The organism is Pseudomonas sp. HMSC08G10, from assembly GCF_001808425.1.
Classification (GTDB): Bacteria; Pseudomonadota; Gammaproteobacteria; order Pseudomonadales; family Pseudomonadaceae; genus Aquipseudomonas; species Aquipseudomonas guariconensis.
This window is the reverse complement of record NZ_KV793307.1, coordinates 116776-143265: the sequence shown is the minus strand read 5'-3', so window position 1 is coordinate 143265 and position 26490 is coordinate 116776. Positions and strand designations below refer to the sequence as shown.

General features: G+C 60.7%; 27 protein-coding genes and 1 pseudogene. 13 read left to right on the top strand and 15 right to left on the bottom strand.

Going from position 1 to position 26490, the window contains the following annotated elements; genetic code table 11:
• Window positions 1-2: 2 nt before the first annotated feature.
• From HMPREF3173_RS13075 to HMPREF3173_RS13065, 3 genes are all read right to left on the bottom strand, one after another.
• Complete coding sequence (locus HMPREF3173_RS13075; protein WP_070573662.1) at window positions 3-755, bottom strand: SDR family NAD(P)-dependent oxidoreductase; 753 nt, start codon at window positions 753-755, stop codon at window positions 3-5.
• The gene (locus HMPREF3173_RS13070; RefSeq protein WP_070573660.1) at window positions 752-1174 is read right to left on the bottom strand and encodes a nuclear transport factor 2 family protein; all 423 of its coding nucleotides are present in this window, start codon (window positions 1172-1174) and stop codon (window positions 752-754) included. Before HMPREF3173_RS13070 ends, HMPREF3173_RS13075 begins: the two co-directional genes overlap by 4 nt.
• A gap of 104 nt (window positions 1175-1278) precedes the next feature.
• Complete coding sequence (locus HMPREF3173_RS13065; protein WP_070573658.1) at window positions 1279-1725, bottom strand: PAS domain-containing protein; 447 nt, start codon at window positions 1723-1725, stop codon at window positions 1279-1281.
• Window positions 1726-1879: 154 nt separating this feature from the next.
• On the opposite strand from HMPREF3173_RS13065, the gene HMPREF3173_RS13060 reads away from it, so the two are divergent.
• Window positions 1880-2767 carry a MerR family transcriptional regulator gene (locus HMPREF3173_RS13060; protein ID WP_070573656.1) on the top strand — a complete coding sequence of 296 codons (888 nt, stop codon included), beginning with the start codon at window positions 1880-1882 and terminating at the stop codon, window positions 2765-2767.
• A gap of 77 nt (window positions 2768-2844) precedes the next feature.
• Here HMPREF3173_RS13060 and HMPREF3173_RS13055 read toward each other — a convergent pair whose 3' ends face one another.
• Entirely contained in the window at window positions 2845-3798 is a 954-nt protein-coding gene (locus HMPREF3173_RS13055; RefSeq protein ID WP_070573654.1) for a GlxA family transcriptional regulator, read from the bottom strand.
• 105 nt (window positions 3799-3903) lie between these two features.
• On the opposite strand from HMPREF3173_RS13055, the gene HMPREF3173_RS13050 reads away from it, so the two are divergent.
• Together HMPREF3173_RS13050 and HMPREF3173_RS13045 are read left to right on the top strand one after the other, a co-directional pair.
• Complete coding sequence (locus HMPREF3173_RS13050; protein ID WP_070573652.1) at window positions 3904-4695, top strand: SDR family NAD(P)-dependent oxidoreductase; 792 nt, start codon at window positions 3904-3906, stop codon at window positions 4693-4695.
• A gap of 338 nt (window positions 4696-5033) precedes the next feature.
• Window positions 5034-5456: an organic hydroperoxide resistance protein gene (locus HMPREF3173_RS13045; protein WP_070573650.1), complete on the top strand. Its 423-nt coding sequence runs from the start codon at window positions 5034-5036 to the stop codon at window positions 5454-5456.
• Between the two features lie 139 nt (window positions 5457-5595).
• Here the strand turns inward: HMPREF3173_RS13045 and HMPREF3173_RS13040 are convergent, their stop codons facing one another.
• The 4 genes from HMPREF3173_RS13040 to HMPREF3173_RS13025 form a co-directional block, all read right to left on the bottom strand.
• Window positions 5596-7161, bottom strand: a complete 1566-nt coding sequence (locus HMPREF3173_RS13040) for a DHA2 family efflux MFS transporter permease subunit (RefSeq protein ID WP_070573648.1) — start codon at window positions 7159-7161, stop codon at window positions 5596-5598.
• A complete protein-coding gene (locus HMPREF3173_RS13035) occupies window positions 7158-8294 on the bottom strand; it encodes an HlyD family secretion protein (protein WP_371906673.1) in 1137 nt (378 codons plus the stop codon). The genes HMPREF3173_RS13040 and HMPREF3173_RS13035 overlap by 4 nt, the downstream gene beginning before the upstream one ends.
• Window positions 8295-8299: 5 nt before the next feature.
• The gene (locus HMPREF3173_RS13030) at window positions 8300-8839 is read right to left on the bottom strand and encodes a winged helix-turn-helix transcriptional regulator (RefSeq protein WP_070573864.1); all 540 of its coding nucleotides are present in this window, start codon (window positions 8837-8839) and stop codon (window positions 8300-8302) included.
• 165 nt (window positions 8840-9004) lie between these two features.
• Complete coding sequence (locus tag HMPREF3173_RS13025) at window positions 9005-9835, bottom strand: oxidoreductase (protein WP_070573646.1); 831 nt, start codon at window positions 9833-9835, stop codon at window positions 9005-9007.
• Between the two features lie 128 nt (window positions 9836-9963).
• Here HMPREF3173_RS13025 and HMPREF3173_RS13020 point away from each other — a divergent pair, with 128 nt between their 5' ends.
• A complete protein-coding gene (locus HMPREF3173_RS13020; RefSeq protein ID WP_070573644.1) occupies window positions 9964-10893 on the top strand; it encodes a LysR family transcriptional regulator in 930 nt (309 codons plus the stop codon).
• Window positions 10894-10968: 75 nt separating this feature from the next.
• Here HMPREF3173_RS13020 and HMPREF3173_RS13015 read toward each other — a convergent pair whose 3' ends face one another.
• Entirely contained in the window at window positions 10969-11466 is a 498-nt protein-coding gene (locus HMPREF3173_RS13015; protein ID WP_070573641.1) for a winged helix-turn-helix transcriptional regulator, read from the bottom strand.
• Window positions 11467-11676: 210 nt separating this feature from the next.
• On the opposite strand from HMPREF3173_RS13015, the gene HMPREF3173_RS13010 reads away from it, so the two are divergent.
• The 4 genes and pseudogenes from HMPREF3173_RS13010 to HMPREF3173_RS13000 all read left to right on the top strand — a co-directional run bounded on the left by HMPREF3173_RS13010 (window position 11677) and on the right by HMPREF3173_RS13000 (window position 14732).
• The gene (locus HMPREF3173_RS13010; protein WP_070573637.1) at window positions 11677-12303 is read left to right on the top strand and encodes a cysteine hydrolase family protein; all 627 of its coding nucleotides are present in this window, start codon (window positions 11677-11679) and stop codon (window positions 12301-12303) included.
• A gap of 12 nt (window positions 12304-12315) precedes the next feature.
• Complete coding sequence (locus tag HMPREF3173_RS13005) at window positions 12316-13533, top strand: MFS transporter (RefSeq protein WP_070573635.1); 1218 nt, start codon at window positions 12316-12318, stop codon at window positions 13531-13533.
• A pseudogene (locus tag HMPREF3173_RS25005) lies at window positions 13534-13665 on the top strand (oxidoreductase); the annotation flags it as partial.
• Window positions 13666-13709: 44 nt separating this feature from the next.
• Window positions 13710-14732: a D-cysteine desulfhydrase family protein gene (locus tag HMPREF3173_RS13000; RefSeq protein ID WP_070573633.1), complete on the top strand. Its 1023-nt coding sequence runs from the start codon at window positions 13710-13712 to the stop codon at window positions 14730-14732.
• A 126-nt stretch (window positions 14733-14858) separates the two neighbouring features.
• Here HMPREF3173_RS13000 and HMPREF3173_RS12995 read toward each other — a convergent pair whose 3' ends face one another.
• Together HMPREF3173_RS12995 and HMPREF3173_RS12990 are read right to left on the bottom strand one after the other, a co-directional pair.
• Window positions 14859-17984: an efflux RND transporter permease subunit gene (locus tag HMPREF3173_RS12995; RefSeq protein WP_070573630.1), complete on the bottom strand. Its 3126-nt coding sequence runs from the start codon at window positions 17982-17984 to the stop codon at window positions 14859-14861.
• A 1-nt stretch (window position 17985) separates the two neighbouring features.
• Window positions 17986-19077, bottom strand: coding sequence for an efflux RND transporter periplasmic adaptor subunit (locus tag HMPREF3173_RS12990; RefSeq protein ID WP_070573628.1), 1092 nt, complete (start codon window positions 19075-19077; stop codon window positions 17986-17988).
• Between the two features lie 145 nt (window positions 19078-19222).
• Between HMPREF3173_RS12990 and HMPREF3173_RS24595 the strand changes: the two genes are divergently transcribed.
• The 3 genes from HMPREF3173_RS24595 (at window position 19223) to HMPREF3173_RS12975 (ending at window position 21146) form a co-directional block, all read left to right on the top strand.
• Window positions 19223-19360 carry a hypothetical protein gene (locus HMPREF3173_RS24595; protein WP_168166387.1) on the top strand — a complete coding sequence of 46 codons (138 nt, stop codon included), beginning with the start codon at window positions 19223-19225 and terminating at the stop codon, window positions 19358-19360.
• The gene (locus HMPREF3173_RS12980; protein WP_070573624.1) at window positions 19357-20556 is read left to right on the top strand and encodes an MFS transporter; all 1200 of its coding nucleotides are present in this window, start codon (window positions 19357-19359) and stop codon (window positions 20554-20556) included. The genes HMPREF3173_RS24595 and HMPREF3173_RS12980 overlap by 4 nt, the downstream gene beginning before the upstream one ends.
• Window positions 20557-20717: 161 nt before the next feature.
• Complete coding sequence (locus HMPREF3173_RS12975) at window positions 20718-21146, top strand: cupin domain-containing protein (protein ID WP_070573622.1); 429 nt, start codon at window positions 20718-20720, stop codon at window positions 21144-21146.
• An 86-nt stretch (window positions 21147-21232) separates the two neighbouring features.
• Here the strand turns inward: HMPREF3173_RS12975 and HMPREF3173_RS12970 are convergent, their stop codons facing one another.
• Window positions 21233-21775 (bottom strand): thioredoxin family protein, encoded by a 543-nt coding sequence (locus tag HMPREF3173_RS12970; protein WP_256544480.1) that lies wholly within the window; start codon window positions 21773-21775, stop codon window positions 21233-21235.
• Between the two features lie 467 nt (window positions 21776-22242).
• The gene (locus HMPREF3173_RS12965) at window positions 22243-23181 is read right to left on the bottom strand and encodes a LysR family transcriptional regulator (RefSeq protein ID WP_070573620.1); all 939 of its coding nucleotides are present in this window, start codon (window positions 23179-23181) and stop codon (window positions 22243-22245) included.
• Window positions 23182-23291: 110 nt separating this feature from the next.
• Between HMPREF3173_RS12965 and HMPREF3173_RS12960 the strand changes: the two genes are divergently transcribed.
• Both HMPREF3173_RS12960 and HMPREF3173_RS12955 read left to right on the top strand, forming a co-directional pair.
• Window positions 23292-24044, top strand: a complete 753-nt coding sequence (locus tag HMPREF3173_RS12960; RefSeq protein ID WP_070573618.1) for a 3-oxoacyl-ACP reductase family protein — start codon at window positions 23292-23294, stop codon at window positions 24042-24044.
• 12 nt (window positions 24045-24056) lie between these two features.
• Entirely contained in the window at window positions 24057-24653 is a 597-nt protein-coding gene (locus tag HMPREF3173_RS12955) for an NADPH-dependent F420 reductase (protein WP_070573613.1), read from the top strand.
• A 224-nt stretch (window positions 24654-24877) separates the two neighbouring features.
• Here the strand turns inward: HMPREF3173_RS12955 and HMPREF3173_RS12950 are convergent, their stop codons facing one another.
• Both HMPREF3173_RS12950 and HMPREF3173_RS12945 read right to left on the bottom strand, forming a co-directional pair.
• Entirely contained in the window at window positions 24878-25228 is a 351-nt protein-coding gene (locus HMPREF3173_RS12950; RefSeq protein ID WP_070573611.1) for a RidA family protein, read from the bottom strand.
• Window positions 25229-25245: 17 nt separating this feature from the next.
• Window positions 25246-26490, bottom strand: a complete 1245-nt coding sequence (locus HMPREF3173_RS12945) for an NAD(P)/FAD-dependent oxidoreductase (RefSeq protein ID WP_070573609.1) — start codon at window positions 26488-26490, stop codon at window positions 25246-25248.

The window sequence follows — 26490 nt, the reverse complement described above, 5'->3', positions numbered from 1 at the left end:
TTTCATTCCTGTTCATGACGTGCCAGACGCCGGCCCAGCGCCAGACGAGCGCGCGGCGGGAGTCGACCCAGCACACGCAACACCCAGGTGAAGAGACCTGGGAAGTTGATCTCCAGCGGACGTCGGTGCAGGTGCCTGACGATGTGCCGCGCGGCGCGTTCGGCTGACCACAGCTGTGGCATGGGGAAGTCGTTACGACGGGTCAGAGGCGTGTCGATGAAGCCTGGGCTGACCAACGTGACATCGATGCCTTCGTGGGCCAGGTCGATGCGTTGAGACTCCACCAAATAACGCACGGCGGCCTTGGAGGCTCCATAGGCGCCTGCCCGGGGCAAAGCCAGCCAGGTAACCGAGCTGCCCACCACCACCAAATGAGGATGTTTGCCAGCGCGAAGCAAGGGCAGGGCAGCGGCCAGGCACTGGCTGACGCCCAAAAAGTTGGTGCGCATCACGCGCTCGACCATGGCCGGGTCGAAATGGCCAGGTTCCAGGTACTCGCACGTGCCCGCATTGAGGATCACCAAATCCAGCGCTCCCCAGGCAGCCTTGATCTGAGCTGCGATCCGAGCGATCTGGATAGGGTCAGCGACGTCGCCGACAGCCAGCAGAACCTGCCCGGGAAACTGCTCCACCAAAGGGGCAAGGCGTTGCTCGTGACGACCGCCTAGGGCAACGTGATGACCCTGCTCCAACAGGCATTGCGCAAGCGCAGCGCCCAGCCCGCTGCTAGCTCCGGTCAGCCAGCAGCGGCTCATGCCAACCTGCCTTTGAGCCAGCGGATCGCGCCGCCCATGACCGGAAGATGCTCATAGAGCAGGGCACCGGCATCGAAGTAGTCCTGGTGAAAATGGACACGTTCACGCCATCGCAGGTAGCTGCATCCTTGCAAGCTGACAGGCCGGTTGCGGGCCAGTCGGGGGTGGCGAAACTGCAAGGTCCAGCGTAGGTAGCCTTCGCCGGGCGACACTTCATTAACGCCGCAGAAGACATAACGGATGTCGTGGGTGTTGCCATACAGCTGGGCGAAGTAGGCCCTCAGGGCCTCAAGCCCTTGAATCTCATGAAAGGGATCACGAAAGGTGATGTCGTCGGTGTACAGTTTTTCCAGCCCATGGAGACGACTGCCATCGAGGTGGGTGAAGCGCTCGGCGAATTGCTGCAGATAGGCTGACATGCTTGGCTCCAGAAAAACCTGTACAACCGCGATTTGTTGTACAGGTATAGCTGAAGCCTGCCATAAAAGCTATACACAAAATGATAGCTGTACAGCTTTTTCGATCAGGACTTGGCCTCGCTCAGTTGCCGGCGCAGGTCGGCGACTTCCGCTTCCAGCTCCCGGACCCGTTCCTCGGCGAAGACCTGGGCCGAGACGTCACGCTGGATGCCGATGTAATAGGTCAGCTGGTCCGCTTCGTTGCGCACAGGCGTGATGGACAGTTCATTCCAGAACAGGCTGCCGTCCTTGCGATAGTTGCGAAGGACCTGGCGGCAAGGTTGGCCTGCACGAATCGCCTCGCGGATCGAGGCGACGCCGCCCTGGTCATGGTCCTGGCCCTGGAGGAATCGACAGTCCTGATAAAGAATGTCGTCCGCTCGATAGCCGGTCAGGCGCTCGAAAGCGGGGTTGGTATAGATGAGGATGCTGTCGTTGCCCTCTTGCTCGGCGACGACGATGCCATCGTTGGAGTTTTCGACCATCAGTTGCAGCAGTTTTGCATTGATCATTAGCCAGCCCACCCGAATCTTCATGTGCGGTAAGCGCAGCGTAGCTTCCGAGCGTAGAGCTACGGCGCGATTCGCTGCATGATGACCTAAGGTTGCACGGCGCAGAAGGTCTGTATAGGTTTAGAGTAATCCACCGTTCAGATGACTGCTCGCAATGACTGAGTCCGTTTCAACCGATCTACTGCCCATGCGCGATGTGGTCAGCCTGACTGGCATCAACCCGGTGACCTTGCGTGCCTGGGAACGTCGCCATGGACTGATCCGTCCGCAACGCACCGAGGGCGGCCATCGCCTGTACACGGCCAAGGACGTTCAGCGAATTCGCGACATCCAGCGCTGGACAGCCAATGGGCTGCCGATCAGCAAAGTCGGCGAAAGGCTCATCGGTGACCATCAGCCAGCCCCGGAGCCGAACAGCGTCTTCCAGCAGTGGCGCGATGACGTGGCGCGGGCTGCACGGGCATTCGATGCACGGGCGCTGGAAGCCGTGCACGGTCAGTTGTGGACTGTTTTGCCCAAGTTGACTGTCTTGCGCGAGGTGCTGTTGCCGGTCTGGCATGATCTGGCTTCAGGTGGCGGCTTCGGCGAACGCAGCCAATGGCTGTATCTGGATAGTTTCCTGCGCGCCCGCTTGTTGATGCGCCTTCAAATGAACCAGCCTGAGGTGCCGCCCGTATTACTGGCAGGTCTGCAGGAGCAAGCCGAGTTCGAGCTACTGTGCGCTGGCCGGTTGTTGAGTAGCGAGCAACAGCGCGTCGAGGTGCTCGCCTGCGGCCAACCGTTTGAAGAGCTGCCTTTGTTGTGCGCAACGCTGCAGCCGGCTGCCTTGGTGGTTGTGGTGCAGGGAGCGATAAGCCCACAGCAGGCCAAGCGACTGCGTTGGTTGCATATGGAGATTGCCTGTCCACTGGCGCTCATGGGAGAGGACCTGGACGCTTCCAAAGCGCTTTTGGAGGGCACTCCGGTGGGCTTGCTGAATGCGCAACGACCCGATGTTGCCCAGACGCTCGGGGCGTTGATCAGAGGTGAGCTGGATCTGTAATCCGGTCTTGGGAGTTGCCTTGTCCTGCGGAGCGGTTCTAACTGAAAGCTTGCTTGTGAATGCCAACAACCGAGACCTCAAGAGGGCATCGGGCGACGTGCATCCCGGCGTATCGCTTGCGGCGGTATGCCGAAGCCCCGCAGGAACACCTCGCGCATATGACGACGGTCGCGAAAGCCGGTTTCCTGGGCGACCACGTCCAGGGAATGCCGGCTTTGCTCGATCATCAGGCGTGCCGCCTCCAGCCGTAGTCCCTCGATCGCCTTGGCTGGGGAGTGCCCGGTTTCGGCGCTGAAGACCCTAGAGAACTGACGCGGGCTCAGGTTCACCACCTCTGCCAGCTCCTCGACGCCCAGTGGGCGGTTCAGATGCTGGCGTGCATAGTCCAGCGCACGCTGGATCCGGTCGGACTTGGGGGCGAGGTGCAGCAGTTCGGAGTGTTGGGACTGTCCGCCGGAGCGGTACTGCTGCATCACCAGCTTGCGTGCCACCGAACGCGCGATGTCCGCGCCTAGGTCCTTTTCCACCAGCCCGAGCGCCAGGTCGAGCCCTGCGGTCATGCCTGCCGACGTCCAGAGGGTACCGTCGGCGATATAGATGCGGTCTTCCTCGACGCTGATATCCGGATAGCGCCGTTGCATCTCGCGGGCGAATGCCCAGTGTGTCGTGGCTCTACGCCCTGACAGCAGCCCCGCCTCGGCGAGGATGAAAGCGCCAGTGCACAGGCCCACGGTGCGCCTGGCATGGGTGCTCGCCTGGCGAAGGAACTCCAGGGTCGCCGCCGAGGTGGGCACCTCCAAGGGGTTGGTGACTCCGACGATGATCCAGGTGTCGGTCAGGCGGGGCGTTTCGAGTGGTTGGGTATCGAGGGCCAAGCCCAGGGACGAACGCACCTTGCCGCCTTCGAGCGAGAAGTTCTCGACGGTGTAGAAGGTGTCTTGCGCGGCGATGTTGGCCAGTTCGAACGCGGCCTGGGTGGCCAGCGAAAGCACTTGGAACCCGTCTGCCAGCAAATAGCTGATGCGATGCATTGCCTACTCCCCAGTGTCCGGAAACAGTACCTTATACGTCATTTGAGATACCGTCATCCCCCTGCATCCTGTTCTCCAGACCCACCCCAACCCTGGAGATGCATCATGACTCAGTCCCATCCTGGTACCGCCCTCATCACCGGCGCCTCATCCGGTATCGGCGCTCTCTACGCCGAGCGTCTGGCCCATCGTGGCTATGACCTGATCCTGGTTGCGCGAAACCGCGAACGTCTGAATGCCTTGGCCAAGCGCCTGACTGACGAGACTGGCCGTTCCGTCGAAGTGGTGGCAGCCGACCTTGGCAACCCAGATGACCTGCGCCGAGTGGAACTGCTGCTGCGCACTGACGCCAGCATTACTTTGCTGGTGAACAATGCCGGAGTGGGGGCCACGCAGCCGCTTCTGGAGTCGGACGTCGACAAAATGCAAGACATGATCACGCTCAACGTGAACGTGTTGACGCGTTTGACCTATGCCGCGGTTCCAGGCTTGGTCGCGCGCCAGGGCACGCTCATCAATATCGCCTCCGTCGTGGCCCTTGCGCCTGAACGGCTCAACGGCGTGTATGGAGGCACCAAGGCGTTCGTGCTGGCATTCAGCCAATCCCTGCACCACGAGCTTGCGGACAAGCACGTTAGGGTTCAGGTGGTACTGCCTGGTGCGACGGCGACCGACTTTTGGGCGGCGGCAGGCACACCCCTGGATTACCTGCCGGGCGAGATCGTCATGAAGGCTGACGATATGGTGGACGCGGCGCTTGCCGGGCTGGACCTGGGCGAGTTCATCACGATCCCGTCCTTGCCCGACCTGGGTGACCTGGAACGTTACGAGGCGGCGCGGCAAGCGTTGATGCCGAATCTTTCATTGAGAACTCCCGCGACACGCTACCGCAGCTGACGTTCGTCATGCCGTACGAGGTGAAGTGGCCCTCGCGAGGGCTGCCTCATTTTCGGAAACGTCCAGTCACAGAACCGTATCACTGTGTGTACAGCGCCGATGTCCGACGCTCTGGCATACAAATGCCGCTACCTTCGGATACATCGGCGATACAGGCGGGACGTGAAATGGCCCCAGCTGGACGAGGCCTGCAGTTCCGCAAGCCCCCATCGCGGACAACGACAACCCATTTTCCGCACACCTGTGCAGCAAACTGAGCCAGGCCAAGCACTGATCGCAGCCAACGCCCTCCCTGTGTGCCTGGTCGGGGAGGGCAGCATGCCCTTTGGAGAACTACCATGCCCAATACCCTGACAACGATCCTCTACACCGCCCATACCCATACGACCGGTGGCCGCGATGGGCGCGGCCGATCTGTCGATGGCGAGCTCGACCTGCCGCTGAGCCCGCCAGGCTCCGGTCGCCCGGGCACCAACCCCGAGCAGTTGTTCGCCATCGGGTGGTCTGCTTGCTTCATTGGTGCTCTGCGCCGCGCGGGGCAGAAGTACAACATTCGCCTGCCTGACGATGTAGCAGTGGATGCCGATGTTTCCCTAGGCAACACCGCAGATGGAGGTTTCGCCCTGGCAGCCCAGCTGACGGTGCGCTTGCCTGGCCTGGCCGCCGAGGAAAAGGAGAAGCTGGTAGCTGAGGCGCATCAGATATGCCCGTACTCGAAAGCGACCCGCGGCAATATCGAAGTGGGTTTCGTGATGCTGTGATGGCGTTCAGATACACCCCAGCCCGCGTAACTAATTAGGTACGCGGGCTTCTTGTTGTTTGGGCTACGCTGCTGCGCATAGCGCAAAAAACTGAAAGCCTGTACCCCACAAAAGACGCAAGAGGGCGCTTCGAAGAGTGTCAATGGGCGTCAGCGGACGGTTGTGCTGGGGGTTGTACCTTTCGCATCAACGGCACGAGCAGCGTGGCCAACGCGAAACACGCCATGATCACCAGGAAAGCGTCAGCATAGGTCAACGTTTGCGCTTCACGCCACGTCAGTGCCCAGAGCTGGCGCAGTGCGGTGTGGCTGGCGTCCAGGCTGTCCTGGCCGAGAGCCTGGGCGTTGCTGCTCCATTGCTCGAGCCAGGCATTCATTGTCTCGTTTTGACCGTTAAGGTGCTCGGCAAGGCGCAGGAAATGCAGGTTGGTGCGGTCGTTGAGCACGGTGGCGCAGGCGGCGATACCGAGCGCGCCGCCCAGGTTGCGCATCAGATTGAACAAGCCCGAGGCGAGCTTGAGGCGTGCTGGCGAAAGGGCGCCTAGGGTCAGGGTCACGGTGGGTGGCACGGCCATCTGTTGGGCGAACCCGCGAATGGCCTGGGGCAGCAGCAGCTCCTTGGCGCCCCAATCATGGGTGATCGACGAAAAATCCCACATCGAAATGCCAAACAGGGCCAACCCCAGCATCAGGATCCAGCGCAGGTCTACACGGTTGGCGAGAAAGGCATACACCGGTATTGCAAGCAGTTGAAACACACCGGTGGAGAACACCGCCAGGCCAATATCCAACGCGCCATAGCCACGCACATGGCCGAGAAACAGCGGGGTAAGGTAGATCGTGGCGAAAATACCGATGCCGGTAATGAAGGAAAACAGGCAGCCCAGGGCGAAGTTGCGATCACGCAGGGCACGCAAGTCAACGATGGGGTCTGCGATCTTCAAGCTGCGCCAGACGAACAGTACGCCGCTGATGCCTGCCACCCAAGCAGTGGCCGAGATCGTTGCATCGCTGAACCAGTTCCAGCGGGGGCCTTCCTCCAGGGTGTATTCCAGGCAACCGAGAAACACCGCCATCAAGCCGATGCCCAGGTAGTCGGCGCCCTTGAGCAAGTGCAGGTTGGGGTGATCGACCTTGACCAGCAGCGGTACAGCAATGGTGACGAACAGACCAGGAACCAGGTTGACGTAGAAGAGCCAATGCCAGGACGACACATCGGTGATCCAGCCCCCGACCGCTGGGCCCAAGGTGGGTGCGAGCGATGCGATGGCGCCGATGACCGAGGCGGCGATCACCCGCTGCTTGCCAGTGAAATAGATGAATGCGGTGGTGAACACCAGCGGGATCATCGACCCGCCAAGAAAACCCTGCAGGGCACGAAACGCAATCATGCTTTGGATGTTCCAGGCCATTGCACACAGCAGGCTGGTGAGGGTGAAGCCTGCCGCCGAAGCCGCGAAAAGCCATCGGGTACTCATCACCCGTGACAACCACCCCGACAGGGGGATGACGATGATCTCCGCAATCAGATAGGCCGTTTGTACCCAGGCTATGTCGTCTGCTCCGGCGGAAAGCCCGCCGCCGATGTCCTTGAGCGATGCCGAGACGATCTGGATATCGATCAGGGCGATGAACATCCCCACGCACATGGTGGCAAAGGCCGTGACTTTCTGTGCGGGAGTGAGCACGGGCAAGGCGCCGTTCATGGCTGGGCTGCCGATACCAGTTTCGCTTGCGCCAGCGCTTGGGGCCGGGTGTCGACTTCGGCTATCACCGAAAGGCCTGGGCGCAGGGCACCAAAGTCGGCGTCGCTGCCCTCCAGACGAACCCGTACCGGTACGCGCTGCACGATCTTGGTGAAGTTGCCCGTGGCGTTCTCAGGGGGAAGCACGCTGAACTGCGCGCCGGTCGCTGGCGCGATGCTCTCGATGCGGCCATGGAAGGTTCGGCCCGGCAGGATATCGGCGGTGACGCTGACCGTCTGGCCGATTTGCATGTGTGCGAGCTGGTCTTCCTTGAAGTTGGCGTCCACCCAAAGCCCGTGGGCGGGCACCACAGAAATCAGCTGGCTGCCCGACGCGGCGAAGGCGCCGACCTTGGCTCGGCGGTTACCCACGTAGCCGTCCACCGGGGCGCGCAGTTCGGTGTAAAGGATGTTGAGCCGCGCCTGTTCCCGGTCTGCCTCGGCCTGGGCCAACGCCGCCCGTGTCTGTTGGCGTTGCGTGTCGATCACCGCCAGTTGCTGACGGGCCGCCAGCAAACCTGCCTCGGCATGGGCACGGTCCGCTTGCGCAGTTTTCCAAGTGGCCTCGACGCGCTGGGCGCTCTGCACCGAAACCGCTTGGCTGTTGACCAGCGTTTGGTAGCGGACTCTGTCGTTCAACGCACGTTGTGCTTCGGCGCTGCGTGCCTCGATCTGTGCCTTTGCCTGGCTGATGATGGCCTGTTGAAGCAGTTCGACGGCATCGAGGTTGGCAAGACGCGCACGTTGCGCGGCGACTGCACCGTCCGCCTTGGCCAGCGCAGCGTCGTAGTCGCGCGCATCGATTCGGGCCAGCACATCGCCGGCTTTGACGAACTGGTTGTCCACCACCGCGACCTCGGCGATATAGCCTGGCACCTTGGCGCTGATCACGGTGACGTCCGCGCCGACATAGGCATCGTCGGTGTCTTCGAAGAAGCGGCCATTGCTCCACCAGTGGTTGGCGTAGCCCGCACCGCCCATGATCGCGAGCGCCAGAACCGTAATCCGAAGGAGGGCTTTTCTAACCTTGGGTTTGCTTGTATCGGCTTCGGTGTCATCCACTGGGCCGGGAGACATGCCAACGTGAGCGTTCATGACGGTCAATCCTCGGAAGAGGCCTGGGTGGGGAAGGGGCTTACCAAGGTGTTGCCTTGGCGATAGGCCTGGCCGGTTTCGGCGCGCCAGTGGGTCAGCGCGTCGGCGTCAGGCGAGATGCGTAGACGGTGTTCATCCACGGTGATGCGTTTCCCGGTGTTGGCGTCCATCAATGCCAACTCGACGGGCTCGCCGGTGAGTTCATCGGCAAGGTAGACCTTCTTCGAGCCCTCGGCGTGCTTTGCGCCCCAGGCCATCAGCGTCAGGATCACAGGCCGCAAGTCACGCCCGGCCTCGGTGAGCAGGTACTCGAAGCGTGGCGGGTTGCTCTGGTAGGGTCGTCGCTCGAGCAAGCCGGCGGTGACCAAGTCGGTCAGCCGACGAGTAAGCGTGTTGGTGGCGATGCTCAGGCTGCGCTGGAACTCATCGAACCGACGCAAGCCATAGAACGCATCGCGCAGAACCAACAGGCTCCAGCCATCACCGATGTGTTCCAGCGCTCGGGCTACAGGGCAGGGCATGGGTTGAAAGCTGGCTTTTTTCATGGCGTTGACCTTGGGCTTCATGCTTGGATGAGCCCACTATCCGCCAGTAACTTTCATTATGCAAGTAACTATACCCCAGATTTTGACCTCCTATCGCCTGGGTGGAAGCCACACAAAAAAACCTGAACCGACGCGCCCGGTTCAGGTTCAGTGGCTCAACGAAGGTTACGAGGCAAAGTCAGTGGACAGGGACAGCGCTCGCCACCGTGCCAGCTCCTGCTCGACCGCGCTGTGCTTGGCCTCGATACGCGCGACGGCATCACTGCCCAAGGCCAGACGCAACGGCGGGTTGGCCGCGTTGGCCAAGGTCATCAGGGCTTCGGCCAGCTTTGCAGGGTTGCCCGGCTGGGTATGGTTGGCCGCTTCGGCATAATTGCGCATGACACCGACGGTGGAGGCGTAATCCGGCAGTTCCAGAGCCGTTTTCACCAGGGACTGCTCATCCAGGAAGTCGGTGCGGAAAAAGCCTGGTTCGACCACAGTCACCTTGATACCCATGGGGGCCAGCTCCTGATGCATCGCTTCGCTGATGCCTTCGACGGCGAACTTGGTCGAGCCATACACGCCCCAGCCCATATAAGCCTGGTAGCCGCCGAGCGACGAGATGTTGATCACATGACCACTGCGCTGCCGGCGCATATGGGGCAATACCGCACGAGTGACATTCAGTACACCGAAGACGTTGGTGGCGAACAACCGCTCGGTTTCGCTGGCGCTGGTTTCTTCGACCGCGCCGAGCACGCCGAATCCGGCATTGTTGACCAGCACGTCGATTTGCCCAAAGCGCTCGATGCCAGCAGCGACCGCTGCGTAAGCCTCTTCTTCGCGGGTCACGTCCAGGCGCACGGCCAGCAGGTTCGGGTGCTGACCAAGACGGGCCTCGATGTCCTCCGGTTTACGCGCCGTTGCGATGACTGTATCGCCTGCCGCGAGGGCCTGCTGGACGATCAGGGTGCCGAAACCACGGGAAGCGCCGGTAATGAGCCAAGTACGCATGTCAACTCCTCCTGTATCCGACCCTGCACCGTGCGGGGCCTTCTCGATGAGTTGAGCGAACTTTAAGATTTTTGATTTACTGTGATAATCCCATGAATATCGCATGAGCCTTTGAGTAATTTTCATTAATGAAGCCAGCCAGTACCGCCGATCTGTCGCTCTTCCTGTGCATCGCCCGCCATCTGAATTTCAGTCGTGCGGCAGTCGAATTGGGTCTTACACCTTCGGCCCTGAGCCATGCGCTGCGGGCCCTGGAAACCCGCCTGGATGTGCGGTTGTTCAACCGCACCACCCGCAGCGTCGCCCTTACCGAGGCCGGGGAGCGCCTTTACCAGCGGCTGCAACCGGCCTTCCGTGACATCGCCGACGCCTTGGAAGATCTCAATAATTTCCGCGACAAACCGTCTGGCAATCTGCGCATCACCGCCGGACGCGCCGCAGCGGAACTTGCGCTGCTGCCACTGGCCCAGCGTTTCCTGGTTGCGTACCCGGACGTACGCCTCGAAATTCTCAGCGACGATGCCTTGGTGGATATGGTGGGTACCGGTTTCGATGCCGGTGTACGCCTGGGTGAGCGGTTACAGGCCGATATGGTCTCATTGCCCATTGGTCCTTATCTGCGCTCGGTGGTGGTCGGTTCGCCCGAGTTCTTCGAACGCCATTTCATTCCGCAACATCCACAAGACCTGAAAAAACTACCTTGTATCGGACACCGTTTTCCCAGTGGCGCGCTTTACCGTTGGGAGTTCGAGCGGGGAGGTGTCCAACTGGAGGTCGACGTCCAAGGCCCGTTGATACTGGGTGATGTCAGCCTGATGCTGGCGCCTGCCTTGCAAGCAATCGGCCTGGCCTATGTGTTCGAGGACATGGTCAAGGAACATCTGGAGCGAGGCGATCTGCAGCAGGTTCTGGGCGACTGGTGCCCCTACTATCCGGGGCTGCATCTGTATTACCCAAGCCGGCGGCAGGTGCCAGCGGCATTGAAAGCCTTCATCGAATTCGCACGCGAATATAGCGCGAGCCAGGCCACTACAGCGTCGTCGACTGGATCGGGGTAGTGATCTATACCCAGTAGACGTTTGCAGCTTACACCGCCGCTCCAGGAACGACGTCGTTGCTCGTCTTAGCCTCAGCTACTTCCGCTTGAAGGCTTCTCGGCGAGACTCGCGTTCGGCAATGAAACGATCGCTGACCAGCGCTTCCAGGTCCTTGCGTTCCACAGCGTCGCCGCAGTGAGGACAAACGCTGGCCACACCCACATCATGGCCGCAGGCGCGGTGCACGAAATGCACGGCCAACCCCTCATCCGGGTTCTTGCACCACTTCTCGCCCCAGGCGCGCAGCGCGTAAATCACAGGATAGAAGTCCCAGCCCTTGTCGGTCAGATGATATTCGTAGCGCAGCGGCTTCTCGCTGTAGGGCCGGCGTTCGACCAGGCCATTCGCCTCCAGCGCTTTGAGGCGCGAAGTCAACATCTGGGGCGTAGCGGTGGTCTGGATCTGCATTTCCTCGAAGCGTGTCGCGCCCATGTAGAGCTCACGCAGGACCAAAATGGTCCATTTGTCGCCCACCAAATCCATCGAGCGTGCCACCGGGCACACCGTATCGCTTGTCACGTCCAGCCTCGGCATCACGCTGTTTTCTCCGTAGAAACTATTGTTTTCATAGTAACGCAGCCAGGTTAACCATGTCGCATGGATTAGCGCTCAAAGCCTCATCCCCGTTGACACTATGATTATCATAGTTAATATGAAGACTATTCGGCTTGCGCTGTCGCAGCGCGGCATTTGTCGGTATAGCAAACGTCCTAGATCGCCTCTCCTTTCATCTGGAGCACCATCATGACCCATCCTGTGTATGCCTCGGAGCGGACCGCTCTGCTGCTGGTCGATCCCTACAACGACTTCCTGTCCGATGGCGGCAAGCTTTATTCCATGCTCAGAAGCGTCGCGGATGAAGTTCGACTGCTCGACAACCTGCGCACGACCGTTGCCGCCGCGCGAGCACAAGCAATTCAGGTGTACTACGTACCTCATCGGCGCTGGCAGCCCGGCGACTACACCCGCTGGGATCACCCCAATCCCACCCAACGCCTGATCCAGGAACGTCACACCTTTGCCAAGGGTTCCTGGGGCGGCGAATGGCATCCTGACTTCGTGCCACAGGAGGGCGACATCATCATCCAGGAACACTGGGGACAAAGCGGGTTCGCCAATACCGACCTCGACTTCCAGCTCAAGCAGCGAGGCATCACACACGTGATCATCGTCGGCCTGCTGGCGAACACCTGCATCGAATCGACCGCACGCTTCGCCATGGAGTTGGGTTATCACGTCACGCTGGTACGCGATGCGACAGCCGCCTTCAGCAAGGAAATGATGCACGCGGCGCACGAGCTGAACGGGCCGACGTTTGCGCACAGCATCGTCGACACCCGCGGGCTCGTGCAGACTTTGCAGCAACAGTAAAGGGGCTGCGTCATGTCTGCCTCTTGCGCATCGCCAATGGGAGTTTCCAGCCGCCTTGTCACGCTTATGGCCCTGTGCTGCGCGCTGGCGGTCTCGACCATCTACTACCACCAGCCGCTTCTGCCCCAGATGGCCGCGTCCTTTGGCCTGGCGCCGACACAGGCCGGCCTGATCGCCACGCTGACGCAGCTTGGCTATGCGCTAGGCCTGCTGTTTATCGTGCCGCTCGCCGATTGTCGACAACCACGCCAACTCGCGCTGCTGGCCATCGCGGGGAATGCCGTTGCCTTACTTCTTTGCGCTGTAGCGCCGACTTTCACAATGCTGTGCGTGAGCAGCTTTCTTGTCGGCGTGACAGCGATCACTGCGCAGCTCATCATCCCCTGTCTGTCGGGGTTGGCCACTCCAGTTGAGCGAGGTCGCATCGTCGGGAGCCTGCTCAGCGGCCTCTCGGCAGGTCTTTTACTGGCGCGCATGCTCGGTGGCTTCGCCGGCGCACATGCCGGGTGGAAAGCCGTGTTCGTGCTGGCCTCGCTCAGCGATGTCCTGCTGCTGGTCATCGTTGCCAAGCGCCTGCCCGCCACCAGCAGCCTGCAGACGATAAGATACGGGCAGCTCCTGGGTTCGTTAGGCAGCCTGGTCAAACAAGAAGGCGTGCTGCGTTACTGCGCGGCGAGCGGCCTGCTGATGTTCGCCGCATTCAGTGCACTGTGGGCTTCGCTTGCCGCGCTACTGGCACAACCTCCATACGGACTCGACTCCGCCACCATTGGTCTGTTTGGGCTGGTCGCGCTGCTGGGCATCGTCGCGTCACCTCATATTGGCGCGCTGACCGATCGCGTGGGCGCACGCACCATGGTCCTCGCCGGCGCAATGACCCTCGTCCTGGGTTTCGCCTGCATTGCAGCGAGCGGGCGAGATCTTGGGTGGCTGATCCTCGGCATGGTGCTGCTCGACATGGGCAATCGTGCAGGGCTGGTTGCCAACCAGGCACGCGTATTCACTCTGAGGAGCGAGGCCAGAAGCCGACTCAATACCATATTCATGGGGTCGTATTTTCTGGGGGGAGCGATCGGCGCCGCATTGGGGAATTATGGCGTGCACCGGGCCGGCTGGATCGGCCTTGCCGCTGTTGGCATCCTGCTGTCAACTGCGGCCGCCGTGATCAATGCGCTTGCACCCCGTGAGTCGAGCGCTACGATCGGCGAGGGACCGAGAGCTATCCGATGACAATTGCCAGTCGGCAGTGTCACCGTTGCGGTGTCTCACAGTACGTTGAATTACAAAGATGCGCTTTGCATCTCAAGCCGCAGTCCGATCGCCCGGCACTTTCCCAGGTTTCCGGGGATTGATTTTGTGGGGGCTGGATCGCTATCAAAGTGAAATACCAACCGGAGCACATATCAATGAGGGATGCTCAAAAGGATGTACTGGACGCTTTCGAGAAAGTGGCGCTCATCGAGGTGGCCACTCCGATTCAGCGGCTACAAAAGCTTGAACTGCGACTGGGTATCAAGCGAGTCAATCTTTACATCAAACGTGACGATCATATGGCATTCGCCGGGGGTGGCAACAAGCTTCGCAAGCTTGAGTTCCTGTTAGGTGAGGCGATTGCACAAGGATGCGACACAATCGTCACGACTGGCGGACTCCAATCCAACCACGCACGACTTACTGCCGCTGCTGCTGCGCGATTCGGCTTGGACTGCGAACTGGTCCTCGGCAGGGTGGTGCCGCGGCATGATGCAGAATACGAAAGCAACGGCAATGTGCTGCTTGATCAGATCTATGGCGCCAAGCTCCATGTACTTCCGCTAGGGGAGAAGGCAGCCGAATTCGCAGATAAAAGAATCCAGCTGCTCAAAGAAGAGGGCAAGAAACCCTACCTGATCCCTATGGGGGGATCGTCACCTCTTGGCGCGCTGGGTTACGCCAAATGCAGTGACGAGATAATGCAGTATGAACGGGATAACGACATCCGCTTCGAGAAGATTCTTCTGCCTAACGGCAGCTCGGGAACTCATGCGGGTCTAGCCGCAGGTTTCGTCACGCGTGGACGCTCCCCGACGATCATTCGATCCTATACAGTGTTGGGAGACCAAGAACAGGCGGTGCAGCAAACCTTAAAGCTCGCTAACGACGCGCTGGCATTGGTCGGGTCCTCAGAGATCGCGCCCAATCAAATCGATGTAGATGGGAATCACCGGGGAGAAGGCTATGGGATTCCGACGGCTGAGGCTCTTAAGGCAATTGCATCCCTAGCTCAGGCCGAAGGTATCTTGCTTGATCCGGTTTACTCTGCAAAAGCCTTTGCCGGCATGCTTCATGACATAGCGGCGGGAGATTTCATCGAGGGGGCTAACCTACTGTTCCTGTTCACAGGCGGCGGACCAGGTGTTTATGCCTATCGCAGCGCATTCGACTTCTAAAAAACCAGACTCCACAGGGAATCTGCTCATCACCGGCATGTGCCGGTGATGAGCATTCTGTCAATCAATGGCCTGCGCTCTGACCGCCGTCGACGTGCAGGATCTCGCTGGTGACAAACGAAGCGCTCACACACCTTGGTGTGTATCCAGAGGCGCCTGTTGCACGCTCAGCTTTTCCCACTCAGGCTCGTTGCTGGCGTTGGCCCCGCGATTGGCACGCAACACCAGAGCGCAGAGTGCCGGTAGATAAAGCAGCGTCAGCACCGTGCCCACCTGAATTCCACCGATCAGTACAAACGCCAGGGACGACCAGAACACCGAGAATGTCAGTGGGATGAAGGCCAGCGCGGCGGCCAGTGCAGTGAGCAGCACCGGCCGGGCGCGGCGCACCGTGGCTTCGATGATCGCCTCGTGCAGGGAGCGGCCGTGGGCCTGCTCCTGCTCGATCTGGTCGGTGAAGATCAGGGTGTTGCGCATCAGGATGCCGCCGATGCCGATCAGCGCCAGGATGGCATTGAAACCGAAGGGCTGATCGAACAGGAGGAGCACAGGAACCGCCCCGATCAAGCCCAGCGGTGCGGTGGCGAACACCATGAACATCAGGGCGAAGGAGCGCACCTGGAACATGATCACGACCAGCGTCAGCATGATCATCACCGGGAACAAGACTGCCAGAGCCTTGTTGGCCTTGGCGCTTTCTTCCACCGGACCGCCGATAGTCACCCGATAGCCAGCCGGCAGTTGGGCGATTAGCGGCTGCAGATCAGCGTACACGGCCTTTCCTACGTCCGGCGGCTGCGTGCCTTTGAGGATGTCGGCTCGTACCTCAAAGGTCAGGTCGCGGTCGCGGCGTTTAAGGATCGGTTCCTCCATCACCGGCTGGAAGCGCCCCACCTGCTCCAGCGGAATCGAAACGCCGGCGGCGTTGGTGATGGTCAGGCCCTCGATACCGCCGAGATTCTCCCGCTGGACATTCTGTGCTCGCACCATCACCGTCACGGTGCGGGTGCCTTCGCGCACTTCGGTCACTGGGTTGCCGGTGAGCAGGGCATTGAGCTGGCTCTTTACCTCATCGGGTGTGAAGCCCAGCAGACGCAGGCGATCCTGGTCCAGTACCAGGCGATAGGCGCTGACTCGCTCGCCCCAGTCGATGAAGGTGTCGCGGGTCATGGGGTTGGAGGCTACCACTCGGCGTACCTCTTCGGTGATGTGCCGAAGCTGTTCCAGATTCTGGCCGGATACGCGGAATACCACTGGGAAAGGCACCGGCGGGCCGAACACCAGTTGAGTGACTCGCACCCGCGCGGAGGGAAACTCGCCAGCGGCGATGCGTGCCTGCATGCGTTCGCGCAGGGCGTCGCGGGACCTGGAGTCCGCCGTCTGCACGATGATCTTGGCGAAGGCCGGGTCCGGCAGCTCGGGATTTAGAGAAAGGAAGAAGCGCGGCGCGCCGCCGCCCACGTAAGCATCTACCAGTTTCGTCTGGGGCTCTTCCAGCAGTGCCTTTTCCACCTGGGCGACCACGCTTTCGGTAGCCACGAACGCGCTGCCTGGCGGCATATACACCTCCACCAGCAGCTCGGAACGGTCGGAGTTGGGGAAGAACTGCTTTTTCACTGCACCCATGCCCAGGCCGCTGACGAGGAAGGCCGCTACCACCAATGCGGTAACAGTCTTGGGGTGGTTCACGCACCAGGTAATCAAGGCGCGCAGGCGCTGATAAAGAACTGTGGCGTAGATCGCGTCATGACCGCCTGCGACTGGCTGGATCTTCGGTAGCATCTTCACTCCAAGGTAGGGCGTGAAAAATACCGCCACTAGCCAGGAGGCGAGCAGAGCGAAGCCGACGATCCAGAAGATGTTGCCGGCATACTCCCCGGCTCCGGATTTGGCAAAGCCCACCGGCAGGAAGCCGATCACGGTTACCAGGGTGCCGGTAAGCATGGGGGCTGCGGTGGAAGTCCAGGCAAAGGTGGCGGCCTGGATGCGGTCGAAGCCTTCTTCTAATTTCACCACCATCATTTCGATGGCGATGATCGCGTCGTCAACCAGCAGGCCCAGGGATAGAATCAGCGCGCCAAGGGTGATGCGGTCGAACTCGCGCCCGGTCATCAGCATGATGAGGAAGACGATGGCCAAAGTCAGCGGCACGGCGGCGGCCACCACCAGGCCCACGCGAAAGCCCAGAGCCAGTAGGCTGATCAGCATGACCACGCCGAGGGCAACGAAGAACTTGAGCATGAACTCGTTCACTGCGATGCGAATTTTCTCGGCCTGGTCGGAAACCTTGTCAAACATCACACCCAGCGGCAGTTCGGCATGGATGCGGTCTTCTTCGGCTTGCAGCGACTTGTCCAGCTCCAGGCCGTTGAAGTGCGGCTCCATGATCACGCCTAGCATCAAAGCGGGCTTACCCTGGTGGCGAATGCGGTAGGTCGGTGGGTCTTCGTAACCACGCTTAACCGTTGCGACGTCAGCGATGCGCAGCAATTTGCCGCCCGCATTGATCGGCACATTCTCGATCAGCTTCAGGCTGTCGAAAGCACCGTCCAGACGGATGTAGGCGCGCGGCCCGCTGGTCTCGACGAAGCCGGCTGGGGCCACACCGTTCTGCTTGCCCAGGGCTTCAAAGATCTGCTCCGGCTTAAGGCCCAGGGTGGCCAGACGCTCGTAGGAGAATTCGACGAAAATGCGTTGGGCCTGTTCGCCGAGAATGTTGACCTTCTTTACACCGGGCAGGCGCAGCATGCCTTGGCGCAGATCCTCGGCCATCTGCACCAGTTGGCGGTGCGGCATTCGCCCGGCTTCCAGGGCGTAGAGGGCGAAATAGACGTCGGAATATTCGTCATTGAAGAACGGACCGATGACGCCACGGGGCAGGCGCTTGGCCTCGTCGGAGAGCTTCTTGCGGGTCTGGTAGAACAGTGCCTGGATGTCGCCCGGGCGGGTAGAGTCCTGATACTGCAGTTTCATGGAGACGAAGCCGGGCTGGGCGATGGTTTCCACCCGATCATAGAAGTCCAGCTCCTGCAGGCGCTTTTCCAGGCGGTCGGCAACCTGCTCCTGCATTTCTCGCGCGGTGGCGCCCGGCCAGGCAGCAGTGATGGTCATGGTCTTGACCGTGAAGGATGGGTCTTCGGCGCGCCCCAGCTTGCCAAAGGCTATGGCCCCGGCAACCAGGGTGGCGAGGATCAGGAACAGGGTGACTGCCTGGTTGCGCACCGCGAAAGCGGAGAGGTTGAAGCGGCTCATTTCAATGCTCCAGGGCCAGGGAGGGCCCTGGCAGTTCACGCACGCTGTCGCCGGGGCTGAGCAGGTTGGCACCGAGGGCGACTATACGTTCACCCGGCTGCACGCCGCCCTGCAGTACCGCTTCTTCTTGTTCCAGTCGCACCACCTTGACGGAGCGCAGATCGATCTTGTCGTCGTTACCAATGACCCAGACGCCAGTACCTTGGCCCCTGTCATGCAGGGCACCTAGTGGGACACGCATCAACTGCTGCTCGCTCGTGCTATCGAGGCGCAAGGTGATGGTAGATCCGATAGCCAGGGTTGTAGATTCATCCCCTAGGGTGTACCGGGCGCGGAAAGTCCGCGTGACGGTATCCGCTGCGGCGGAAAGCTCCCGCAGGGAGGCAGATATGGCGACGCCGGAGGCGCCGTAGGGATAGGCCCGGGCCGGATGATCGGCTAGCGCTCGCTGGGTCTCCGGAATATCTATCACCGCCTCGCGGGCACCGTCGTGGGCCAGGCTGGCGACGATCTGGCCTTCGGCGACAACCTGACCCCGGTCCACCCGTACATCGGTGATCACCCCGTCTCCGTCGGCCTTCAGGGTGGAATAAGTTCTACGATTTTCAACCTGGGCCGCTTCCGAGGTGGCGGCGGCGTGCTCGGCTTCGGCCACCCGAAGACGAGTATGGGCCTGATCAAAGGTCTGCGCAGAGACCGCTCCGGTTCTAATCAGGCGACGGTAGCGTGCTTCATCGTCATGAGCCTGGCGCAACTCGGCTGCGGTGGCGGTAACTCGGTTACGTGCTGTACGTAGGGCCAGCTCGAAGTCGGTGTTATCCAGCTCCAGTAGCACGTCACCTCGCTTGACACGAGTGCCCGGGTCCACCTTGCGGGCGATCACCTTACCACTAACCCGAAAGCCAAGGTCGCTGATCGTGCGAGCGGCCACCACACCGGTGTAGAGCGAGTCTTGCTGGGAAGCCGGTTGCACATGCGTTGCGATCACTGCCCGTGGTTGGGCAGCGAAGGCCAAGGTGTCGGCTTGGCTGTCGCAACCGTTTAAAGCCAGCGCAGATACAGAAACCAGGGCAAGTAGGGCAAGGTGTTTCATAGTGCGATCCTTGGGTGTAGGGCGGTCGTGGGGTTGAGCACCACGCATCCAAAATATGATAGGCATAATAAAATTTCGTGTATATATTATGGTCATCATATTTTTCGTCCTGCCGGGGACGGTACGACCAATTGAGGTGTGCTCGATGAGTAATGAACGACAAGCGGTGCAGTGCGATGCGAAAAGCGTTTTGACGCTCGCCCTTAGCAACGGCGGCAGGAATGCCATGGAATGGCAGCTGATTATCCTGGAATTGAAAGCCGCAGAAGGAACCAAGCCATGAACCCGTCCCGCCTGCTGCTTGCAATCCTGATGGTGCTAACTGCGCTGGGGGAAATCTCCACACAGTTGTTGATCCCTGCCTTGAGCAGGATTGAACAGGGCCTCGGTGCGATGCCTGGAGCCAGCGTTGCGGCGTTGTCCGGTTTTGTCGCTGCATTTGGTCTGGGACAGTTGTTGCTTGGACCGCTATCCGATCGGATTGGCCGGCGACCGGTTCTGATTGGCGGCCTCACGCTCTACTTGGCCGCCACTGGTTTGATGCTTCTGGCCGACAGCATGATCGGCTTCATCGTCGGACGTGTGGCCCAAGGTCTTGGAGCCTGCGCCGCTTTGGTCCTTGCCCGAGCTATCGTCCGCGATGCTTGGAAGGCTCAGGCCGCGCCGGCCTTGGCGCTGACGGTCATTGGTATGCTAAGCGCAATTGCCCTGGCTCCGATGGTCGGTGGTCTGCTGACCCAATGGGGGGGCTGGCACGCCCCCGTTCTGGCGTCGATGACTATAGGTAGCACTGCGTTGCTTTTGGTTATAGCGTTTTACCGTGAGTCCAATCTCAGCCTTGATCCCACAGCGGGGCATCCGGCGACCTTGGCACGTGACTACTTCTCCCTGCTAAAACAGCGTTCCAGTCGTGCCCTGGCCTTGACCCTTGCGGGCACCTACGGAGCGATGTTCGCTGTGATAGCAGGCTCATCCGCGGTCTACATTCATTTGCTGGGACTGAGCTCGGCGCAGTACGGAATGGTGTTTGGGATAACCATTTCGGGCCTGATCGCCGGTGCCCTGTTCACCCAGCGCAAGATCATGCAATTGGGGCCGCAGCGCATTGTGGGGTTTGGCATCAGTCTGGTTGCTGCCGGCGCCGCACTCTCTATCCTGGTGCACTCTGTATTAGGTCTGTCGGTGCTGGGCGTCTCCCTGCCGCAGGTACTGGTGACCCTGGGGGGTGGCATGCTGATCCCTGCGTCGGTTGCTGGCGTTGTCATGCCCAATGCTCATCGTGCTGGGCTTGCGGCTGGTCTCATGGGCTTTTCTCAGATGCTCGGTGCTACCTGCAGTGGCTTACTGCTAAGCGCGCTGCAAGATGGCACTGCGTCGCCGATGTTAGGCCTGCAGGGTGCATTCGCTATAAGCGCCTTTTGCTTGTTCCATCTGATGACCCGCAAGCCGCGTAGCGCGGATTTGACATCAACGATTTAGACCTTATCGAAGTCGAAGGGCTACTCAGTGAGTACAGTTAAGAGCGCGAAGGCCGCTGTAGTCAGTGCGCGGGTAGAAGGTCAACTTGCCGACTGTACCCTGATGTATCTCAAGACCTTGCGTACACACAGGCATATGACTGCTCTGAAAGGAGACGACCCATGCGTTATCCCCATGTGCTCGCCGCCGTCGTGACGCTCATTGCATTTGCCGCGCTTGCCCATGCCGACCAGCACCAGACCGAAAGCGCTAGGAGCGCCAACTGGAAACAAGGTATCCAGCGCACGGATCTGACTCGCGATGATCTTGGCGACTCGGTTCACGAAGTGATTCAGGCGCGGGTCGAGTTCGACCCGGGAGTGGCATCGCCGAATCATTCACATCCGGGAGTGGAGGTCGCTTACGTGATCGAGGGCACCTTCGAGTATCGGCTCAAGGGGCGGGCACCGGTGATTCTCAAGGCCGGCGAGTCCCTCTACATCCCAGCCGGCACGCCGCATATCGCCACCAATGTTGGTGGGGGCAAGGCCTCTGAGCTGGCGACTTACATCGTCAAGAAAGGCACACCGCTGCTCGTGCTGGAGCAGTGATCCCTGCCCGGCGAAGGGCATGACATGAGACCGCCACAGGGCGACGGGATTGCATATCCCGTCGCCCGGTTCCTATTCCTCTCTTCTCAGTGTGTGACCTGAAGCAGTTGCCGAATCTTGGTTTCGGTTTCGGCATAGGCACCTTCGCCGAAGTGCTGGTAGACGATTTGACCGCCCTGGTCGATCAGGTAGAGGGCCGGCCGGTAGCGATTGCCGAAGGCGTTCCAAGTTCTGTAGTCATTGTCCTGGGCGACCGGATAGGTGATGCCGAGTCGGCCTACCGCCTCATCGAGATTGGCCATTACCTGTCCATGTGCATACTCGGGCGTGTGCACACCTATGACGACCAGCCCCTGATCGCGATAGCGTTCGTGCCATTGCTGCACATGGGGCTGGGCGCGCAGGCAGTTGACGCAGTCATAGGTCCAGAACTCGACGAGAACGACCTGTCCGCGCAGCTGTTCCAGGGTCAGGGGCTCGCTGTTGATCCAGTGGGTGATCCCCCTGAGTTCAGGAATCATGGGGGCAGGTGACGCACTGCGTGGATTGAGGGGGTCGTCCTGGGCGCCTGCGCTGCAGGCGGCAGTCATCAGGCAGGCCGCAAGGAGGCTGATAATAGGCTTGATCACGTGGAGATCCTGGCGTGGAAAGGGAGCGCAAGGCGGGCGGTTGCAATGCCGACGCTGATGTCCGCCGTGGCGCCGATAGCAGCGCTATGCTGGGGGTCAGATCAGGTTGATTTCGCCGTTGCGGCCTCCGTAGGTGTGGGTCCTGCCGGTGTAAAGCACCTTCTCGATTGAGTTGATCATGGGTGTACCTCGTTGGTGGGGCTGCGCCATGCTCTTCATTGAGTATCTCGGGCGATGGCGTGAGCCCGACGCGGCTTAGACTTTCACCCCCTTGTAGTACGCATGTGTTCAGACACGGCCGGTGTGTAAGCTTGTGTATGATTTCGCGCTGTAATACAGAGCGTTACAAAGCGTGGCCGTGCCCCCAGCCCGGCGTGTTTTGCCTTGTGATGAACAAATACGGCGTGTCCCGGCACAGCGACACTCGGCAAAGCCGACACACAGGTTAAACCGACCAAAAGCGGGCATTAGCTCATCGCGGCAAACCTTGCATCGAAGCGTTTTCCCCATTGCCAATCACGCGAATGCTCGACTAGAAGATCAACGAAGGCGCGTGTTTTGGCTGGTAACAGCTTCTGGCTAGCGAAGTAGAGCGAGATGGGGCCAGCATCGACATACCAGTCCGGCAAGACACGTCGCAGCGCACCGCTTTGCAGGTGTGTCAGTACATCCGGTACCGCCAGAAGAGCCAGGCCCAGCCCGAGCAATGTGCTCTGGCATAGCGCTTGCGGATCGTTTACCAACATGCGTGGGCGTAACTCCAGCGGGATTCGCTCGCCCTTAGAATTCTGAAGCATCCAGCTGCGCACCTTGCCGCTCTGAACCGACCGCATGCCCAAGTGATCGAACGCCGCTAGCTGTTCTGGCCGACGCGGCGCTGATCGGCCAGCCAAATATTCCCGCGACGCCACCAATATCAGATGCGCTGGCGCCAGTTCGCGTGCGACCACACCGGCCGATAATTCGATACCGCCGCCAATAGCGGCGTCGAAACCTTCAGTGATCAGCTCTACCTGGCGGTTGTCGAAATGCCATTCCGGTGTTACTGCCGGGTAGCGGGCGAGAAAATCAGGCATCAGCGGTAGCAGATGGTCGCGCCCAAAGGCTGGCGCAGCCGAGACACGCAGCAGGCCAGCCGGTGCACCGGCGCTGCTAGTTAGATCGGTGATCGCTGCCTGGATGCTTTCTAGCCCACCGCCGACGTTCCCAAGGAAGCGCTCGCCGGCTTCAGTCAGGGTCAGGCGCCGGGTGCTGCGTTGGAACAGGCGCACGCCGAGATTGGTTTCCAGCTGAGCAACATTGCGACTGATGGCCGCCGGCGTCAGGCCCAGACGACGTGCGGCTGCGGAGAAGCTACCGCACTCAGCGCTACGTACGAAAGACTCCAAATTTGCCAGGGTTTCCATAGTTCAGCCTTCAATTATTAGTTGAAGGTGATTCTAGTCATTACCCACTACTGAGTGGAAAGCGAAAGGCGTTTCATGGGCACACCTATCACCCACACGAGGTCTGCACCATGAACAACGCCAACCATCCCCTGAATGGCCAGGTCGCCCTGGTTACCGGCGGATCGCGCAGCATCGGCGCCGCGATCGCCAAACGCCTGGCGGCGGACGGAGCCAGCGTCGCCATCACATACAACGCATCGCGGGATAAGGCCGAGACGCTAGTCAGCGAGATAGTTGCCGCCGGTGGCAGGGCGGTGGCGATTGCCGCCGATGCCGGCGACCCACAGGCGGTACGCAGCGCCGTGCAACAGGTCGCCAGCACCTTCGGACGGTTGGATATCCTCGTCAACAATGCCGGCATCAGCGTGCTCGGCGCACCGGAGGAGATCGCTTTCGAAGACTTCCAGCGCATCCTCGCGGTGAATGTCACCGGCGTATTCGTCGCCACCCAAGAGGCCCTCAAACACATGGGCCGCGGTGGTCGCATCATCAACATCGGCAGCTCCATGGTGCAGTACGCCGCTTTTGCGACCGCCTCGGCCTACACCCTGACCAAGGGTGCCCTGGCCGGTTTCAGCCGTGGCCTGGTGCGCGACCTCGGCCCGCGCGGCATTACGGTCAACACCGTGCATCCCGGCCCGACTGACAGCGACATGAACCCGGCGGATGGCCCTGTGGCCGATTTCGTCCGCCCAAATATTGCCGTCGGCCGCTATGGCGAGGGCCGCGACATAGCCGCAGCCGTTGCTTGGCTGGCCAGTCCGCAGGCGACCTTCGTCAGCGGCGCCGAGCTGCTGGTAGACGGCGGTTTCACGGCCTGAGGAGAGACAGCCATGAAGATTGGAATCATTGGTGCGGGTGCGATAGGCAGTGCCATTGCGCGTGCCTTGAGTAGGGCGGGTATCGAGGTCGACATCGCCAACAGCCGTGGACCGGGGAGCTTACAGAGTCTGGCTGACGAACTGGGGCCGAAGGTCAGACCGGTGAGCCGGGAGCGGGCCGCCCAGGCGGACATCGTCTTTCTCGCGGTTAACTGGACGAAAATTCCCGCCGCGCTAGGGAACCTGCCCCCCTGGAACGGACGCATCGTGATCGACACCAACAATCCCATCGAGGCGCCGACCTTCCGTCCCTTCGATCTGGGCGGCCAGAGTTCGAGCGAAGTAGTTGCACGGATGCTACCTGGAGCGCGTTTGGTCAAAGCCTTTAACCACCTTGCGCCGACACTGCTGAGCGGCGATCCGCAGGCCGAAGGTGGTCGGCGCGTTCTGTTCTATTCCGGTGAGGATGTCGGGGCCAAGGCCACTGTGGGGGCGTTAATTGAGCGACTGGGCTTCGCAGGCATCGATCTGGGAGGCCTAAGCGAAGGGCGTCTTGCGCAGTTCCCTGGGGGGCCATTACCGGCATTAAACCTGGTGAAACACGGATGATCCTCAATCAGCGGGCGCGCCAAGTGTTCGCTATTGGCCGGCAGCTGCGTTTCGCGAATGGCCGCTATGGGTCGATAGCGGTCACTCGGCGAAAGCGGCATTTGGGCTAAGCACTTATGCTGGTGAGCAAATAAGTCCAGGCGTTTCGTAGCTAAGGGGGAGTTCCGAAACTTGAACCTTTTGATTGACATCTGGGCTCGTCACAAGCCCAGCGCCACGTGGCGTTACTGGGGAACGGCAGCGGTAATGATTACTTCCACCAGCAGCCGCGGATCTGCCAGCTTCGCCTCGCCGCAGGCTCGCGCCGGTGCATGGCCGTTGGGTACCCAGGCATCCCATACGCTATTCATCTCGTCAAAGTCTGCCATGTCGGCCAACCAGATAATGGCCTGAAGCAGGTGCTGGCGAGTGGTGCCGGCCTCATCGAGCAGTGCATCGACCCGCGCCAGAGCTTCTCGGGTCTGTTCCGCCACCGTCTGGCTGGCCTCACCGACCTGGCCTGCAAGATAAACGGTGTCGCGGTGGATCACTATCTGACTCATGCGCGTGTTGATCTGTTTGCGCTCAATGGTCATGGGTCAATCTCCTTGGGTCAGAAACGGCGTGAGGAAAATGCGTCGATCCATGCAGGTGCTTTTCCTTCGATGAGTTGGCTTACCAGTTGCCCTGTAACCCCCGCCAGTGTCAAGCCAAGGTGCTGATGACCAAAGGCGTGAATAAGGCGCGGTTCGTTCGGCGAGACGCCAATGACCGGTAGCGAGTCCGGCAGCGACGGGCGAAAGCCCAGCCAGCGCCTCGCCACTGGCTGGCGAAGGCCAAGCACGCGCCGTACCCGTTGCTCCAGGTACTCGAAGCGCCGGGGATTGGCCGGGTCTTTGATCGAACCCAGCTCCACGGTGCCGGCCACGCGCAGGCGACCCGCCATGGGGGTCATATAGAAGGCGCTTTCGACCGGGCAGCAGGGGCGTTCGAGCAAGGTATCTTCCAGGTCGAACTCGATATGGTAGCCCCGCTCGGTATCCAGCGGGATGCGATCGCCCAGTTGCTGCGCGAGGGCTGCAGACCAGGCTCCGCCGCAGAGCACCACGCGCTCGGCGAGCAGGCTGTGGCCATCGGCGCAGTCCAGCTCAAGTGCATTGCTGCGCCGAACAAGACGCTGCACGGTGCTGAAACACAGAGTGCCATCCTGCAGCAGTGGTGCTGCCAAGTCTTCGAAGAAACGCTTTGGATCATCCAGATGGGAGGATTTGGGGAAGAGGATGCCGCCTACCGTCTTGCCGGCCAGTGCGGGCTCAAGTGCTTCGAGTTCGTCGCGACTCAAGCGCTGTTGAGGGATGCCGAAGCTGTCACGCAGCGCATAACCGCCGTTGGCGCCGCGCAGGCTGTCCAGGCTGGAGTAGGCATAGATGCAGCCTTTATGGCGCAGGTGCTTTTCGGCCACAGGCGCCTCATCCAACAGTGGCGCATACCCTTCGTAGGTGTGCTGCAGCAATTGTGCAAGGGCTGTCGCGTTGCGCTGGAAATGATGGGGCCGGCACTGATTCAGGAAGCGGACAAGCCAGGGCATCAAACGAGGCAGGCGAGACCACCGCACAACAAAGGGCGAGTCCGCCGAGAAGAGCAGGCGTGGTATGTCGCGCAGCAGGCCAGGTTGTGCGATAGGCATGCAGCCGTAGGGCGCAAATGTGCCCGCATTGCCATAGGAGGCACCTGCAGCGACTGCATCGCGCTCCAGCAGCACCACATGGTAACCCTGGCGGCGCAGCCACAAGGCAGTGGCAACGCCGACCGCACCGGCACCGATTACAGCGACTTCACAACGTTCTGGCATCTTCAT